The sequence below is a fragment of the Candidatus Kuenenia sp. genome (assembly GCF_039794105.1).
Taxonomy (GTDB): Bacteria; Planctomycetota; Brocadiia; order Brocadiales; family Brocadiaceae; genus Kuenenia.
This window is the reverse complement of the sequence record NZ_JBDIWA010000021.1, coordinates 37943-53060: the sequence shown is the minus strand read 5'-3', so window position 1 is coordinate 53060 and position 15118 is coordinate 37943. Positions and strand designations below refer to the sequence as shown.

Annotated in this window: 16 protein-coding genes and 1 pseudogene; 10 read left to right on the top strand and 7 right to left on the bottom strand. The window is 42.5% G+C overall.

The genetic code is table 11. The annotated features are described in order from the left end of the window. Positions 1-294 precede the first annotated feature (294 nt). The 4 genes from ABJL82_RS11000 to ABJL82_RS10985 all read right to left on the bottom strand — a co-directional run bounded on the left by ABJL82_RS11000 (position 295) and on the right by ABJL82_RS10985 (position 2932). Positions 295-1410, bottom strand: coding sequence for a DUF362 domain-containing protein (locus tag ABJL82_RS11000; protein WP_347274744.1), 1116 nt, complete (start codon positions 1408-1410; stop codon positions 295-297). 225 nt (positions 1411-1635) lie between these two features. Beyond that, positions 1636-1881, bottom strand: coding sequence for a YdcH family protein (locus ABJL82_RS10995; protein ID WP_347274743.1), 246 nt, complete (start codon positions 1879-1881; stop codon positions 1636-1638). Between the two features lie 30 nt (positions 1882-1911). Further along, positions 1912-2190 carry a peptidylprolyl isomerase gene (locus tag ABJL82_RS10990; protein ID WP_347274742.1) on the bottom strand — a complete coding sequence of 93 codons (279 nt, stop codon included), beginning with the start codon at positions 2188-2190 and terminating at the stop codon, positions 1912-1914. Positions 2191-2413: 223 nt separating this feature from the next. Next, the gene (locus ABJL82_RS10985) at positions 2414-2932 is read right to left on the bottom strand and encodes a pyridoxamine 5'-phosphate oxidase family protein (protein WP_347274741.1); all 519 of its coding nucleotides are present in this window, start codon (positions 2930-2932) and stop codon (positions 2414-2416) included. A 505-nt stretch (positions 2933-3437) separates the two neighbouring features. On the opposite strand from ABJL82_RS10985, the gene ABJL82_RS10980 reads away from it, so the two are divergent. The 5 genes from ABJL82_RS10980 to ABJL82_RS10960 all read left to right on the top strand — a co-directional run bounded on the left by ABJL82_RS10980 (position 3438) and on the right by ABJL82_RS10960 (position 9491). Continuing rightward, positions 3438-3770, top strand: a complete 333-nt coding sequence (locus ABJL82_RS10980; RefSeq protein WP_347274740.1) for a PadR family transcriptional regulator — start codon at positions 3438-3440, stop codon at positions 3768-3770. Between the two features lie 127 nt (positions 3771-3897). Next, a complete protein-coding gene (locus ABJL82_RS10975; RefSeq protein ID WP_347274739.1) occupies positions 3898-5301 on the top strand; it encodes a 4Fe-4S binding protein in 1404 nt (467 codons plus the stop codon). Between the two features lie 221 nt (positions 5302-5522). Continuing rightward, positions 5523-6311, top strand: a complete 789-nt coding sequence (locus tag ABJL82_RS10970) for a sulfite exporter TauE/SafE family protein (protein ID WP_347274738.1) — start codon at positions 5523-5525, stop codon at positions 6309-6311. Positions 6312-6698: 387 nt separating this feature from the next. Then, positions 6699-7865 (top strand): sensor domain-containing diguanylate cyclase, encoded by a 1167-nt coding sequence (locus tag ABJL82_RS10965; RefSeq protein WP_347274737.1) that lies wholly within the window; start codon positions 6699-6701, stop codon positions 7863-7865. A gap of 126 nt (positions 7866-7991) precedes the next feature. Continuing rightward, entirely contained in the window at positions 7992-9491 is a 1500-nt protein-coding gene (locus tag ABJL82_RS10960) for a multiheme c-type cytochrome (RefSeq protein ID WP_347274736.1), read from the top strand. A gap of 489 nt (positions 9492-9980) precedes the next feature. Here the strand turns inward: ABJL82_RS10960 and ABJL82_RS10955 are convergent, their stop codons facing one another. Next, positions 9981-10310, bottom strand: a complete 330-nt coding sequence (locus ABJL82_RS10955) for a toxin-antitoxin system HicB family antitoxin (protein WP_347274735.1) — start codon at positions 10308-10310, stop codon at positions 9981-9983. Then, positions 10294-10553 (bottom strand): annotated as a pseudogene (locus ABJL82_RS10950) (toxin HicA). The gene ABJL82_RS10955 and the pseudogene ABJL82_RS10950 overlap by 17 nt, the downstream one beginning before the upstream one ends. A gap of 168 nt (positions 10554-10721) precedes the next feature. Here ABJL82_RS10950 and ABJL82_RS10945 point away from each other — a divergent pair. The 5 genes from ABJL82_RS10945 (at position 10722) to ABJL82_RS10925 (ending at position 12248) form a co-directional block, all read left to right on the top strand. After that, the gene (locus tag ABJL82_RS10945; protein ID WP_347274734.1) at positions 10722-10955 is read left to right on the top strand and encodes a hypothetical protein; all 234 of its coding nucleotides are present in this window, start codon (positions 10722-10724) and stop codon (positions 10953-10955) included. Between the two features lie 68 nt (positions 10956-11023). Beyond that, on the top strand, positions 11024-11290 hold the full coding sequence (locus tag ABJL82_RS10940) for a type II toxin-antitoxin system PemK/MazF family toxin (protein WP_347274733.1): 267 nt from the start codon (positions 11024-11026) through the stop codon (positions 11288-11290). A 139-nt stretch (positions 11291-11429) separates the two neighbouring features. Continuing rightward, positions 11430-11708, top strand: a complete 279-nt coding sequence (locus tag ABJL82_RS10935) for a hypothetical protein (protein WP_347274732.1) — start codon at positions 11430-11432, stop codon at positions 11706-11708. Then, on the top strand, positions 11705-12076 hold the full coding sequence (locus tag ABJL82_RS10930) for a type II toxin-antitoxin system PemK/MazF family toxin (RefSeq protein ID WP_347274731.1): 372 nt from the start codon (positions 11705-11707) through the stop codon (positions 12074-12076). The genes ABJL82_RS10935 and ABJL82_RS10930 overlap by 4 nt, the downstream gene beginning before the upstream one ends. A gap of 4 nt (positions 12077-12080) precedes the next feature. Then, on the top strand, positions 12081-12248 hold the full coding sequence (locus tag ABJL82_RS10925) for a hypothetical protein (protein WP_347274730.1): 168 nt from the start codon (positions 12081-12083) through the stop codon (positions 12246-12248). A gap of 684 nt (positions 12249-12932) precedes the next feature. On the opposite strand, the gene ABJL82_RS10920 is transcribed toward ABJL82_RS10925, so the two are convergent. Then, complete coding sequence (locus ABJL82_RS10920) at positions 12933-14930, bottom strand: DUF4157 domain-containing protein (protein ID WP_347274729.1); 1998 nt, start codon at positions 14928-14930, stop codon at positions 12933-12935. Between the last annotated feature and the right edge of the window lie 188 nt (positions 14931-15118).

Sequence of the window (15118 nt, the reverse complement as noted above, 5' to 3'; positions counted from 1 at the left end):
AGGTGTGCGCCGTTAAGGTAGAGAAAATGTAAAAAAACACTACGGTTACTTTTTTGTTTCAGAGATATAGCAGCGATTATTTGTATGCTTAATCTGAATATGAATGAAACAACCCTGACAGGGTTAAACGGTTAAGATATTCAACTACATTTGTGAACCAGGAGTTTGGGAACGAGCCGGGGAAATGTTCAAAACCCGGTTTTTTCATTGGAATTTTGGAATTTGGAATTTGTTTCGTATTTCGTACTTCGAATTTCGTATTTTTTATTTCTTGCTTGCTTGTTTGGTTCCGGTTTAATGATAGGATTTTGTAGTAGTTCTCTGTTGATCCGGAGGGGTATAAGGGTACATTACATCTTTTACCTTTTCTCCCAAAACGGCAATGTCATTTAAATTATTAGAGCCAAGGCCGTAACTGTTTGCGAGTTGTATGTGGTTGTAGCAATTCACAAATGGCGGGTAGGGGTAAGCCGTTTCCGGGGAAAACCCCATTATTGCGGTTCCTATACTATCCACTGCAACTGCATTATCGCCCGCTATCAATACCCCTGGAGTTACGTAAGAGATGTTTTTTACCCATGGACCCTCGCCCTTATCAATGGCAGATATGCCGTCAATAACCGCAAAATCAACCGGAAATGCCCTTGCAATATCCACTATATTATAAGGGATTTGAGTTCTTTGGTCGGGAGAGTGTACGTACTGCATGCGTGCGCCGGTTCCATTTATTCCATATTTTTGAATGGGCAACAGACCAATCATGTTTTTCAAAGACAGGGTAACTCCTGCCGAACTGTGGACTTTTAATTTTGAGACGGTGATAAGGCAATCTGTTTCGGCAAGATGATTGTTCCCCGCGATAGAGTCGTAAATAAGCCCTCTTTCAATGTCTACCTGAGTGAAATCGGGATAAGGATCTGCCTTATTCAGATCAATCAATGTTGCTTTGAGTTGAGAGGCAATTACGTCATATCCAAGCTCCGTGAATGCCTCCATTGTATTTGATGGATGTGTGGAGCCTTCAACGATAAATAATGAACCAGCGCCAAGATCAAGCAATACCTCTCCAAGCGCCTTCACCACCAAAGGATTTGTAACGTACGTATCGCCAGCAGGCAGGTCGAGACAATCTTTGGTTGCAACAAGATTTATTTTAAGGGATATTTTATCTCCATACGAAAAAAAGGGATTAATCTGATACAGGCATGCAACCATTTCCCCAATGCAGTTTTTAAGTTGTTGAAAGTCGTTTTTGTCGTAAGTGGTATATTTTTTAATGTATACGGAGTGTTTTTTTTGCTGAAGGTCTCCGTAACTGGTAAAAATGGTAGGAAAAGTGCTTAGGGCAAATGTTCCTGCCGCTCCCTTAAGAAAATCCCTTCTGGTATAATCCTTGCATCGTACACGCATGCATTTCTCCCTTTTTTGGTGTTATCAGTGCCTGTTCCCCGGGAAAATAACATCTCTCTGGATACCTTGAAATGATTCTGTAGAGACGCATTGCATGCGTCTCTTTGTGCTCCCCCTATATCACAATGTAAATATTTACAGATGGTGGACCCTTTAAGGAAGCGCCTTAAAGAGGTGTATAGGGGGAGGATTCTTTTATTTTCGATGATTTTGCTGTACTCATGATTAAGAAACACTATGTTTTAGAATATTGTAAAGCTCGTCTTTTAAAGCGAGCCTGCGTTTTTTTAGTTCTTCAAGCGCAGTGTCCGACCGTGGTTCGATATCGTATTCAACACGGTACACCTCCCGATCGAGTTTGTGGTACTCATCAAAAAGTTTTTGAAAGTGTTCGTCAGACATTTTCATGTCATGGATTTTGTCCCGAAATTCAGGAAATTCATTTGCGAGGGCATGGTGTTCGCTTTGCATTGTGCATCCTCTTTCCTACGTTTTAACGAATTAAGTTCGACTGGTAATTTCTATAAGGTGGTAGCCAAATTGCGTCCAGATTGGTCCGTGAACTTTTCCAACTTCATCCCTGAATACTACCTGATCAAATTCCTTAACCATTTGTCCTGGTCCGAATTCTCCAAGATCTCCTCCCTGTTTGCCTGATGGACATTGCGAATACTGCTGGGCCATTGTTGCAAATTCTTCTCCATTTTGAATTTTTGATTTAATATCTTCACATTCCTGTTGAGTTGAAACCAGAATATGACGCGCCCGTGCTCTTACCATGCGATACTCCTTTCGTAGTTTAAAATGATTTTAATTATCTGTACTATTTTCACCAGCCGGCAGTCGGAATTTGACCAATGACCAATGACCAATGACCAATGACTAATGACTAATGACTAATGACTAATGACTATTTTCATGCCTTCAGCAACTCCACAAGGGGGATTTAGGGAGTTGTTCCACACACCACATAAACTATTCAGAAAAAATAGCAGTACAAATTTTAGACTATATATGTCTTCAAGAATTTACTTACTTTTTGTTTGCCAATCTCCATAATGTTAAGTTTTGCCCACGCATTCAGCTTTGACCGTTCCCTTTTAAATTCATAAACAGGAACAGAGGTACCGCAGGAAGTCTGTGCTGAATCTATTTTAAGCAGGATAATCTGGCGTTTCCCATGAATATGCCGAAAATGCCGGTAGTATTCGCTCCACTTCACGTCGTTTTGCCGGACCACCTCGCCTTTCCCATATAAACGAAGTATCATGGGATCTTTGTCAAAGCTGCAGAACATCATCGTCATTCTGCCATTTTCTTGTATGTTCATAGCGGTATTATTCCCACTGCCTTTCAAGTCCAGGTAAATAATCGTCTTGAGGTCTAAACACCTGAATGTATCCATGCATTTTGGAGAAATAGCAATATTGCCATTTTCAGGGGCAGTCGCAACAAAAAACATCTTCTGCCGGGAAATAAACCCTTGCAATTCCTTGTTAAGTTCATTAAAAGATTCTGACATTTCATACCTTTATGAATGACCCTGTGGAAATTACGTTTTAAAAATTTATTTGAAAGACAATAAGGGAAATAACAATAGGGGAAAATTGTCCAAACACACATCGTCGTAATCCGGCGAAGGAGGTGACAGGCCACCATGTAAAAATAATCGCAACATACCCAATAATTATAACAGGCGCCTATTTTAAATGCGACATAAACGTATAGTTTTTTTGTTGATACTCATAACCGCAAACCCCGGTGCTTAACCAAAGGAGGGCATGCTTCCTCCCAAACCCACACAGAGCTTATAATATGAAAACGTCTAAAAAATAAAATATTTTTTACGGTCTTTGAAATAAATAACAAAATGTATCTTTATTTTCAATGCAAAAGAATAAAATGGCTTGCCTTGCATTTCTTTTTAGAAAAGCGAAAAATATTTTATATGTTGTAAACCAATCGATGAAATATTGTATTATTTATCTTGATAAAATATCGTAAATCAATATCATATACAGATATCAATGAACGATAATGCTGATCCACTATTACGTGATATTCATCTTGCATTTATAAAGATGCACATTCTTTATCATGCCTCAAAGGAGAAAGTCTTTGGAGTCGGCTTGATAGAGGAGTTGGGGAGGCATGGATACAGGCTTGGTCCCGGCACACTCTATCCGACGTTGGAAAAGATGAAAAAGGCAGGCCTTTTAACCTGCACGTGCAGGACAGTGCAGCACAAGCAACGCAAATATTACAAAATAACCGCTGACGGACTCAAGTTGCTGAAAGAAATAAGGATAAAACTAAAGGAACTCTATGACGAGGTTGTTGAGGAAAATGAAAAGCGTTAAAGGCTTGATAGTGTTTGCCCGTTCATACCATTTCTTTGTTGCTGAATATTATTTAGTTTCCGTTTCACTGTGCTATATATAATGCCGGAAAATCAAAAAAGTCATAGAAAAAGAAGGAAATATTCGCTTGAGCAGATCAAATGACCATGGATATAATCTCCTGAGAATAAGGGCAATTCGCACAATCATTTCCTGGGCATGGTTTCCCTATATAATCCAGATAATCATGCTCATGGTGTTTACTGCCCTGGCAGTGAACGGTTGGTGGCGTTTTGCACCGGAAGGCGTAAACGATAAACTTTATGCCAAAACCAATATTACCAATCTGCTTATTTGGGGACTTTGGTGGCCCGCTATAGTATGGATTGCCGTACTGTTCGGGCGTGCCTGGTGTATGGTATGCCCACTGGAATTGATTGCGAATGGAACAGAAAGACTTGGAAGGATACTAAGGATGCGGCAATTTATTCTCAACAAGTGGCTGCGGTCAGGTTGGTTGATCCTTGGCATATATGCCCTGATTCAACTTTTTATCGCGGGGGCGCATTTGCATCGTATTCCTGCATATACATCCATATTTCTTTGGAGTTTGCTGGGAATTGCCGGTTTGGTGGGTTTCTTTTTCAAAGACCGTGCATTTTGCCGGGGATTCTGTCCTGTAGGGATACTCTTGAGTTCGTATGGGCGTGGAGGGATGCTTGCCGTTCGTGCCGGTTCAGGACATGCGTGCCGTGGCTGCACCGGCAAGGATTGCATCATGGCTTGTAATCGAGCAAAATTGTACGGACGCAGTTGCCCAAGTTTACTAAATCCTCCGAAATTGAACAGCAACCGGGACTGTCTTGTGTGCGGACAGTGTATTAAATCGTGCAAGCCGGATAATATGCAGCTTATATTGCGTCGCCCTTTTCATCCGGCGGACATACGTGATGAGTACGCATCCTGGCCTGTCACGCTTTTTATTCTAATGGTTTCAGGGTTTGTCACGGGTGAGTTATGCAGTGAATGGAAAACTGCACAGCACATATTTCTCTGGCTTCCGGAGCATTTTACAGGCGGTGTCGGGCTTGGAAAAATCAGTGGATGGGTGGAAGGTATGTGGATGATAGGCGTCTATCCTGTTTTACTCTGGGCGCTGTTTGGCATTGTTTATTCCATCGGGGGCAGCGATGCTTCCGTTATCAGGAACTGGCGGTTCTTTGCCCTTCCTATTGTGGTTGTTGTTTCAGCAGGACATATGGCCAAGGGGTTGGCGAAATTCGTCTCGTGGGCAGGGTTTCTTCCCGGCGCTATAAAAGATCCTCCTGGTTTGCATACTATCCTTGGTATAAGTTCAAAAGTCATCCCTCTTCCGGCGTCTCTTATGTCGTTATCAGTGGTTTCCTTTATCGGCATAACTCTTGTTGTTGTGGGGATGTATTTTGCTTATCGGGAGGCGAGATTGTCCTGTCCGGAAAAGTATCGTAAAATCAGAGCTCCTATATTTTTATTGGGCATACTCTTTATCGTGATAATATCCGGATGGAAGTAAGGATAAAACGCCTAAGCTGGCATACCCAGAATCAAACAAGCACGATATAAAAAATACGAAGTATGAAGCACTAAATACGAAACAAATCCTAAATTTCAATTTTCAAATGTTCAAAACCGGTTTTTCTCATTGGGATTTTGTATTTTTGAATTTGTTTCGTATTTCGTGCTTAGAATTTCGTATTTCACCATTAAATATTTTGCCAAAAAAAAGGAAAGCACATGGTTTATCTGATAATTTGCACGGTTTCACTTATAGTATCCGCCTTAACCCTCTTTTCCGGTTTTGGTTTGGGGACACTGCTTATGCCGGCCTTTGCGTTTTTTTTCCCCCTGGAGGTGGCCATTGGCGCAACGGCCATCGTCCACCTTGCAAACAATATATTTAAAGTAGTGCTGGTCGGGAAGAGGGCTGACATTCGGGTAGTACTTACATTTGCTATTCCCGCATCAGGTATGGCTATCGTCGGGGCGTTATTACTGCACTATTTCAGTGGCATGCAGCCTCTCGCCGAGTATGTGTTTGCCGGAAAAGTCTTTTCTATTACTTTGTTAAAATTGATAATTGCCGTTCTTATCGCAATATTTGCAATCCTCGAATTGGCTCCCTCTTTTGAAACACTCTCATTCCATCCAAAATATATTCCGATTGGTGGGATGCTATCGGGATTCTTTGGCGGATTATCCGGACATCAGGGGGCATTGCGTACTGCATTCTTAATACGAATCGGACTGAAAAAAGAGGCGTTCATAGGGACGATGGTTGTTTCTGCAGTCATGGTGGATGTAACGCGGCTTGTTGTTTACGGGGTTGCATTCTTTTCGCAAAACATTCATATCATTCGTGGACAGATTGGGTTTGGACTAATTGCGGCGGCTATTTTGACCGCATTTACCGGCTCATTTATCGGTTCGCGCCTCATAAAGAAAATTACTATGCGCACAATCAAACGTATTGTCGGGATATTATTGCTTGTATTGGCATTCATACTAGGAACGGGGATTGTATGATCTACATGCCCTGTTCTGTGTGTGATGTGGGGCTTTTTTACTATCTCCTAAGCTGGCATAGCCAGAACCAACCAAGCACGAAAACAATCCTCAGTTCTCAATCCTTAATCCTTAATCCTTAATCCTTAATCCTCAATTTGCAATCTGCAACTTGCCGACTGCCGACTGCCGACTGTAGACTGTAGACTGCCACAACTTATCGGGAGGTTCAGATTTTGCCGATTTATGCTGAACAAAAGCCGTTTTTTTATTATACTATTTTGAAATTAAGTGCTATAAGAACGTGTAGCGGTTTTCAGTCCGTAGACTGCCGATTGCCGATTGCCGACTGTGGACTGATAAAGTCACAAATTAATCGATTATTGGGAGGGGAGGTTTTCACAGCATATGGACATTAAAGATGAAACAAATGTTGCGGGTAGTATGGACGAAATAAAGACAAAGCAACAACTGATTGAAGAGATAAAGATATTGCGTCAAAAATTGAGTGCATACGAGACGCGGCAATTAAAAGTTGAACAGGCGGAAGAAGCCGCTGCATGGGAGGCAAAAGCTAATGCAGCACTGGTAGATTTATCAAAGGCATTGGTAAAACCGGAAAACTCAATTGAAAGTTTGTCGGCGCTTGTTTTGGAATATGCAAAATGTCTGACAAACAGTCCTGTTGGCTATGTCGGGTATATTGACAAGCAAACAAACAGCTTTGTTTCTCCTGCAATAACACCCGAAGTTTCCAAAATATTTAATATACCGGAAAAAAACATCGGGGTTGATGAATTCCAGGGGTTATGGGGATGGGTGCTGGAAAACAAAAAACCTCTTCTATCGAACGACCCGTTAAATGATGCAAGGTCGAAGGCGTCATTAAATAAGAATGCATCATTAAAGCGTTTTTTATCAGCGCCTGCCATGCTCGGCGAGATAATTGTAGGGCAGATAGCTGTGGGTAATGCGGCAAACGGCTATTCCGGAAAAGATATTCAGTTGCTGGAACGTATTGCAATCCTCTATGCCATTGCTGTCCAGCATCTGTGGACGCAAGAAGTGATTACGCACATGGCGTATTTTGATGAAATTACGAACCTTCCCAATAGAAGGCTATTTAATGATCGCCTGTATGTGGCCATTTCAAATGCGAACCGGTACCGGCAAAGGCTTGCAGTAATGTTTCTTGACCTCGATGGATTTAAGGACGTCAATGATGCCCTTGGTCATCAGACAGGCGACCAATTGCTTAGGGAAATTGCGTATAGATTAAACCAGACTGTTCGAAAATCAGATACGATTGCAAGGATGGGCGGTGATGAATTTACGGTTTTATTGACGCAGGTAGAGCATGAAAGCAATATAATAAGTGTAGCTGACAAAATACTTGAAGCGGTAAGACAACCGGTAGTGCTCGACGGCAACACGATAAACATTACCATCAGCATTGGAATTGCGCAGTATCCTGATAATGGCAAAGACGTGAATACATTATTGAAAAGCGCAGACATAGCGTTATACCGTGCAAAAGAATCGGGTAAAAATAATTATCAATTTTCATCTGAATGATAACCATAAGTATACCTTAGGGGTTCACAAATTGTGATTTCTTAAAGGTTGCAGTTGTAGAGCGAAGAGACTCTTCGCGCTACATTTCATATTTTGTGAACCCGTAAGGTATAGAAGGGGGCGTCTATGAAAAAGATATCTATTTGTGCATTACTTTTACTTTCAGTTTTTCTTCTTACTTCAAAAATATATGCTATTGGCAAATCACAACATGATTTGCCGTATGCGGTGAGTGAACAAACAAAGATATGTATATTATGTCATAAAAACGTGACTCCAGGCATTGTGGAAGACTGGAAGACAAGCAGGCACTCAAAAATAACTCCCGAAATCGCCCTTAAAAAAATGGTATTAGAGAGAAGGGTTTCGAGCCAAACAATACCGGAAGACATTAGTCCGGTTGTCGTTGGATGTTATGAATGTCATAGTCAGAATATTTCGCAACACAAGGATAATTTTGAGCATTTCGGGTTTTGGATCAATGTAATTGTATCTCCAAACGATTGCAGGACCTGCCATGCCGTAGAAGTCGAACAATTCTCCGGCAGCAAGAAAGCATACGCGTTGGATAATCTGCGGAAAAACCCCATTTACCAAAAATTTGTTGATGCGATTCCGGGTATAAAAGAAGTAGGCGATAAATCAATACGATGTTTAATCCCATCAGAAAATTCAAAACTGGAAACATGCTATGCGTGCCATGGCGCTGAAATAACAGTGGATGGTATGAAAGAAATACAAACAAACACTGGAAGCATTGAAGTTCCCAACCTGAAGAATTGGCCGAATCAGGGCGTAGGAAGGATTAATCCTGACGGGAGTCGCGGCGCCTGTACTGCATGTCACCCAAGGCATAGTTTCTCCATTGAAATAGCAAGAAAACCATATACATGTTCACAATGCCACCTCGAACCGGATATACCGGCGTTTGAAGTGTACTGTGAAAGTAAACATGGAAACATTTTTCTTACAAAACAGGATACGTGGAATTGGACAAACATTCCCTGGAGGGTTGGCAAAGATTTTCAAGCCCCTACCTGTGCAGCATGCCACAATAGTTTGCTTGTTACCCCTGAAGGTAAAGAAGTTGTTTCCCGGACGCATGATTTTGGCTCACGTTTATGGGTCAGGATATTTGGTCTTATTTATTCACATCCTCAGCCTAAAAACGGGAAAACGTATGAAATGAAAAATAAAGATGGTTTGCCTTTGCCTGTGACATTTATGAATGAACCGGCTGCGGAATATTTGATTAATGAAGAAGAACAATTACTGCGGAAAAAAGAAATGAAAAAAGTATGCAATAGCTGCCATAGCACCGACTGGGTTATGGGCCACTTTGAAAAACTCGATACAACAATAAGAGAAACCGACACTATGGTTTTAAATACTACAAATCTTATGAAAAACATGTGGGATAATGGTTTTGCAGACGCATCGAATCCGTTTGATGAGTTGTTCGAATTGTTGTGGGTGAAAGAATGGTTCTTTTATGCGAATTCAATACGGTTTGCGTCTGCCATGATAGGCGCAGACCACGCTACTTTTAAAAATGGATGGTGGCAGTTGACGGAGAATTTTCACGAAATATATGAATATTCAAAGAAATGCGAATCCGGGCATTGAAAAACAAATCCGGCATGCCGAATGTTCATAACCGTAACGGCATTTGATGTACGATTTACGAAGTACGATTTAAAAATCGTAAATTGTAAATCTAAAATCGTACATCAAAAACGGAAACGCTGGGAGAATTAAGGACATATCCCATATTTCTTGCTTGATATGGTGAGAAAATAAGGGAAGTGTCCCTATATTTCCAGTAAGAAGCATAGACCGGATAGTCCGACACGCAGAATATCGACAATGGGCATTTTGTCCATATTTTCTACAATTCCCTCTTCTATGGCGGGTGCATTACCGATTTTTTGTAAATATAGTCAAAAAAATAAGGTTTTCGGAAGATGAATAATGAATTTTATTGCAAGGGTGGTACAGGCATCCTGCCTGTATTCCACACAGGCAAGATGCCTGTGCCACCCATCTATTGATACCTGGATGTATATTAAATTTTAGTAATCAGTAGAGACACGCCATGGCGTGTCTCTGCGTGTATTATTTGCTTAATTTTGCACTGGCAAGGCGGTTTATACTGACTCCTGCTTCTGCGGCTTGTATCGCAAGTTTTCTATGTTCTTCTGGTGGAACTCGCACCATAAACTTACCGCTATAAGTTCTATTAGCAATTGGCTCTGGTATTTCTTTACCGTTTCTTTTCATATCATCTATTACATCAGCAATAACTTTGCGTATACCTCTTAATGCTCCCTCAGGAGTTTTTGCAAGCCAGCTTAAGCTTGGGAATTCTGCACATAATCCTACATATTCGTTGTCGTCTGCCGACCATGTAACACTATAAGTATAATGATCATTTTTCAGTGCCATAATTTATCTCCAATCTTTCAATGGCCATAAGCACTTGTTTCACTTGATATGCTTTAGCCTTTCCTTTATTATTCTGTATATTTACCCGCGGTTGCCCAGCCATGGTGTTTTATATACTCGATGACTGCTTCCCCTTTGACGTGCGTCTCCAAAATAATTATCACAAACTGCGCAAAGATCATTGAATCTTACATTATGAGGGCTTTGGACCATCTGTTCTAAAATATCTTTTATCTTGCTCATTTTTAAGATAGTATCATTAATGATATCATTGTCAAGGCTAGAATGTGATTGGCAATTCAAGGGACACTATACTTAATTCTCGAACTTACCGAAGGCATCATTGTTGATTGGGAGAATAAAGGGGTCACATCGATGACATTAACGGAATGATTTTAAAGGAGAATAATTATGATATCTGTTAAGGCATTATTTGATGGTAAAAAAATCAAGCTACCCGAAAAGATCAATATTATGGAACCGCAAGAGGTTATAGTTACTTTTTTAGGTACTGACAAGGACGAGTTATTACATCAGGAAATATACAAAATCGCTGAAACAGGTGGTAGTCTCGATTTTCTAAATGCCCCTGAAGAAGATATTTATTCTGATAATGATTTGAAAGTTAAGTATAAAAATGACTAAAGGAACTATTGTATTAACGCCGTTTCCATTTACGGATTTATCTACAGTAAAAAAACGTCCCGCGGTAATTGTTTCGAGTTCTGAAAAAAACCGGAGATGATGTTGTCGTAGCCTTTATTTCATCAAGAATTACTAAACCTGTAAAAGAAACAGATTATGTTCTTGAAACAAATCATCCGGATTTTGGGGATACCGGACTCAAGAAATGCTCTACCTTTAAAATTGATAAACTCGTTACCATAGAAAAAAGAATTATCGTTGGTGAAATAGGAAGGGTAAGCAAATCTATTATTCAAGAATTGGATAAAAGACTGAGATTAACTTTTGGTCTGTGATTTTTGAAATGCAAAATGTTAGCAAAATAACCATTTGCAAATCTAAAAGTGCAGATATTCCATTGACTGTGTTTTTCTTTCTGAGACTTTTGCAAAATATCCCGCCAGTAGAAATGAAACAATCCGGCATATTTTCTTGATGAACCGAAAGAATAGAGAGGATACTTTTTTAATTGAAAAGGACACGCTTATGAAAAAAATGGTTTTTGAAAGTAAGTTATTGACAGATGGACATCTGTATTGTCCGGATGAATTCGCACAGAAAATAAATGCCCATTTTAAGGTAATTGTGACGTTTGAAGAAACAGAATTTGAGGCATCGGAACGTGAAGTTGAATTATCAGCAATACAGGATGCTTCCGAGGATTTTCTTTCGGAGGAAGAATTGAAATATTATCTCAATTTGAAAGATTTATGAATAACTTCCGGTACGGCCAGATTTGGTTAGTCAATTTTGATCCAAGCTTTGGACATGAGTATAAAAAAGTCAGGCCTGCCTTAATTATCCAGAACGATGAATATATAGAATCCAGCGATTTGTTAACCGTAATGCCAATTTCTTCACAGATAACTAAGCGAACAGAACTTGATATTTTATTGGCAAAAGATACTCAGAATAGACTTATGACAGATTCTTTAATTAAAACGAAACAAATAAGTTCATTTGATAAACGAAGATTCATAAAGCTAGTTGGTTTTGTTAATGAAAACACAATGGAGAAAGTAAAAACAAATATTAAAAGATTTCTCTATCAAAAATGCCACATAAAGAGAGGCAGATATTAAACACATGACACGATTAACTCATTTTGATGAACAGGGAGCATTACGTATGGTGGATGTCTGCGATAAAGAAATTACGAATAGAGTTGCCGTTGCCACATGCAACGGCTTACGAGATGGGAGAGGTATAGGGGGACACTTCCCATATTTTTTGCTTGATCTGGTAGGAGAATAAGGGAAGTGTTCCTATATTTCCCCGTAGTGTTGCCCCGTTAGTTCTGGCGCATCATTCTTACGGAATATTGGTCTTGTCGAAAAGGTGAGTGGCTCACATTTGATGCTTTTTGCCCAGTTGTAAAATAAGGGATAACGTAATCTTTTGTGGATGTGCGTTCCTTTCGAATGAAGTCTGTCAGGATGATTCCAACAGGGCCGAGAGTTTTTGGAGTCCACGAGGTTAAGTCCACGAAAAAGGAAGAGTAGTCAACTGAGTAATAGTCGGCGTGAAGATACGCCTCACTACTTGCATTGGTATCCGACGATAAGTATCCAGCAACTGCACAAAGAGTTGCGGCGAGGATATTTATTCCCATGAACACGTATATTGCGGTAAAAATTCTCTTTCTGGGGAGACCGTTACGTGCTTGCTCCTTTCCAATCAACAGGTACGCAAGGACGGCTAGTAAGAAGCATAGACCGGATAGTCCGACACGCAGAATATCGACAATGGGCATTTTTGTCCATATTTTCTATAATTCCCTCTTCTATGGCTAACGCCCACCATAACCGGTGTGCCAAAGTAGAGCGAAGCGGCGCTTTGGCACGTCCGAGTTGATGGTGTTGTTAGGCCAATACGTTAAATCATTAGCCCAAAATGTTGGGGTTCATACCTCAACCCAACCTACCGCGCTTGCGCGGCCTATGGCCCTTCCATGGGCTCCATGCGAGGCGGTATGCAGGGACCCGCTTCAGGATTATATTGCGAAGCTTCCTCCGCGCCTGCCGGGGGCGGTATCAAGCCAGTACCGTAGCGCTGCACACACTCCTCGTATTCCTTCTGTGCTCGAGCCCATTTTTTGTAATTCGGCTGCTCGTGAAGCCACTCTCGGTATTGCCGGTCTGCTTCGGCTGCTTCCCTCTCGCGAATGACAGATTCAGGCTCGTAGACAACAAATGAGTACGTGATCTGTTTTGTGGGGTTCCCTGCGCTTGTGTCGAATTTCTGAGCGTTTTGATAAAGATAAGCATTTGATATATCCATTCGAAGGAATGTGGCATCCTTGAGGTCAAGTATTAAGTCCCCGGAAGAGTTTGCGCTAGCCGTGTATTCCAACTTCACTGTTACGTTCCCATAGATAATTCTTGAGAGATCTAAGGCCAGTGGCATTTCAGTCAATGGCCCCAGCTTTGCCAGAATGTCTTGGATCGGAGGATCGATCTTCTTTTGGCTGAGTTCCCCGATCTTGTCATTGTGGATGATCACGCCGGGCGGGAAAAAAAGCATGACAGCCGCCTGCAGAGCTAGATTCGGAGCTTCCCTGGCTAGAAATCGGCCAGCAGTCCTCAACTTGGAGGTCTTGGTTCCGACTTGAGCGATCGTCGATATTGTTCCCCCAGCAGCCTGGAACGGCACCCCGGTTCCAGGTGGCTTGGGTGTCTTGAGACCTGCGGGTATTTCATAGGTGAGGTTCAGGCTTTTTTCGACATACCATTTGGGTTTCCCCGTCTTCGGGTGCTGGCTGCGCCAGTCTTTCAGTTTCTTTTCGAGTTGTTCGACGGTTGTTAATTCAACGGCTATCCGGCTGGAGGGGGTTTCGATTATCCAATCGGGTTTGCCCACGCCCCTGGTAACCGTGCGGGGTCCTTTCTTGACATAGTTGCTTATATCCGGGTTAGCCCTCACGGATAGTTCTATCTGACGTTCGAGCGCAGTTCCAAACTCCCTACTGAAACGGCTCGTGCGGTTGAGCAGATCGTCCACCTGTCTGGAAGTCAGTTGCAAGCCCTGCAGGTAAGCTCGGTCTCCTCGTTCGATCGCCTCGATCACCGAATCTAGCGCTCGTCTCTTTATGGTCTCAAGCGTGTCAGTGATTTTGACTCTCAGCCTGGCTTCATCTGGTTGCGTGTGCGGTCCCTTTGGATCGGGCTTGCGTCGCAGAATCGCGTTTTGCCCAGCGCCCTGGACCACATGCGCCAATTCGTGCGCGAGCAGCCTGTCTCCCTCGGGGGTAGAGGGCGCGAACCGGCCTTCCGCGAACACAATGTGATCTCCTAAGGTATAGGCGCTGGCATGGAGTTGCCCGGCCGATTGCGCTGACTCCGCGTCTGTGTGGATTCGAACGCGGCTGAAGTCATGCCCGAACCGCGGCTCCATGAACGTCCGCGTCGCCGCGTCGAGAGGCTGGCCGGGCGAGCGCAGCACTTCATGGATACTGGATGGCGCTGCGGACGGTGCCTGGACGCCTGGCCCGACGTGCGTCATCTGCAAGCGCTCATATCCGTGACCCGGCATGTCCGTCTGACATTTGGGGCAACCTCCGCCGCAGGCGCAAGCGCGCTGGTTTTGCGGCTTAGGCATCCGCATCACCTGCTCTGAGACGCGGTCTGCCTCCTGCTCGAATTCGTCTTCCGGTTTGTTAATCGCTAGTTTGGTCTGTATCGGTCCGGTAGCAGGAGGATGTGTGGGAATCTGGCTAAAATCGTGCTCAAAGCGATGTGACGCCGGTCTGGTCAAATCGGCTTCGGATTCTTCAGCATCAGTCTGCAACATCCGCTGCACCGCTTGATTTCCAATCGTGCGCTGTAAGTGAAGGATCGCTCTCACCTCAGGGCTTTGCCCAAAATGGCGACCGGGCATCGTAGACTTGGCGGGCGTAGTCTGCTGAGTTGCCTTTGGTTTCTGTGCAAAAGTGTGCATGGTCAATATCCTTTCGTCGGCACCGGATAGGTCACGGGCATTGCTGCCCGATTCCCTACTAAGAACTGTACGTGATAGTTTCCCCTCATATACAGCTCAAGCACCTGTTTAAGCTTCTCTTATGGAGAAACCCGCTAATAAATTTCTTCACGTTAATAACTGACTGTCAGTATATCAAAAAAAACGAA

Bases quoted from the DNA above. Each gene is read 5' to 3' on its own strand.
- ABJL82_RS10990 (WP_347274742.1), bottom strand. From the start codon at position 2,190: ATGGTAAGAGCACGGGCGCGTCATATTCTGGTTTCAACTCAACAGGAA.
- ABJL82_RS10930 (WP_347274731.1), top strand. From the start codon at position 11,705: ATGAATAACTTCCGGTACGGCCAGATTTGGTTAGTCAATTTTGATCCA.
- ABJL82_RS10970 (WP_347274738.1), top strand. From the start codon at position 5,523: ATGGTTTATCTGATAATTTGCACGGTTTCACTTATAGTATCCGCCTTA.
- ABJL82_RS10925 (WP_347274730.1), top strand. From the start codon at position 12,081: ATGACACGATTAACTCATTTTGATGAACAGGGAGCATTACGTATGGTG.
- ABJL82_RS10920 (WP_347274729.1), bottom strand. From the start codon at position 14,930: ATGCACACTTTTGCACAGAAACCAAAGGCAACTCAGCAGACTACGCCC.
- ABJL82_RS10960 (WP_347274736.1), top strand. From the start codon at position 7,992: ATGAAAAAGATATCTATTTGTGCATTACTTTTACTTTCAGTTTTTCTT.
- ABJL82_RS10935 (WP_347274732.1), top strand. From the start codon at position 11,430: ATGAACCGAAAGAATAGAGAGGATACTTTTTTAATTGAAAAGGACACG.
- ABJL82_RS10980 (WP_347274740.1), top strand. From the start codon at position 3,438: ATGAACGATAATGCTGATCCACTATTACGTGATATTCATCTTGCATTT.
- ABJL82_RS10965 (WP_347274737.1), top strand. From the start codon at position 6,699: ATGGACATTAAAGATGAAACAAATGTTGCGGGTAGTATGGACGAAATA.
- ABJL82_RS10985 (WP_347274741.1), bottom strand. From the start codon at position 2,932: ATGTCAGAATCTTTTAATGAACTTAACAAGGAATTGCAAGGGTTTATT.
- ABJL82_RS10995 (WP_347274743.1), bottom strand. From the start codon at position 1,881: ATGCAAAGCGAACACCATGCCCTCGCAAATGAATTTCCTGAATTTCGG.
- ABJL82_RS11000 (WP_347274744.1), bottom strand. From the start codon at position 1,410: ATGCGTGTACGATGCAAGGATTATACCAGAAGGGATTTTCTTAAGGGA.
- ABJL82_RS10955 (WP_347274735.1), bottom strand. From the start codon at position 10,310: ATGGCACTGAAAAATGATCATTATACTTATAGTGTTACATGGTCGGCA.
- ABJL82_RS10945 (WP_347274734.1), top strand. From the start codon at position 10,722: ATGATATCTGTTAAGGCATTATTTGATGGTAAAAAAATCAAGCTACCC.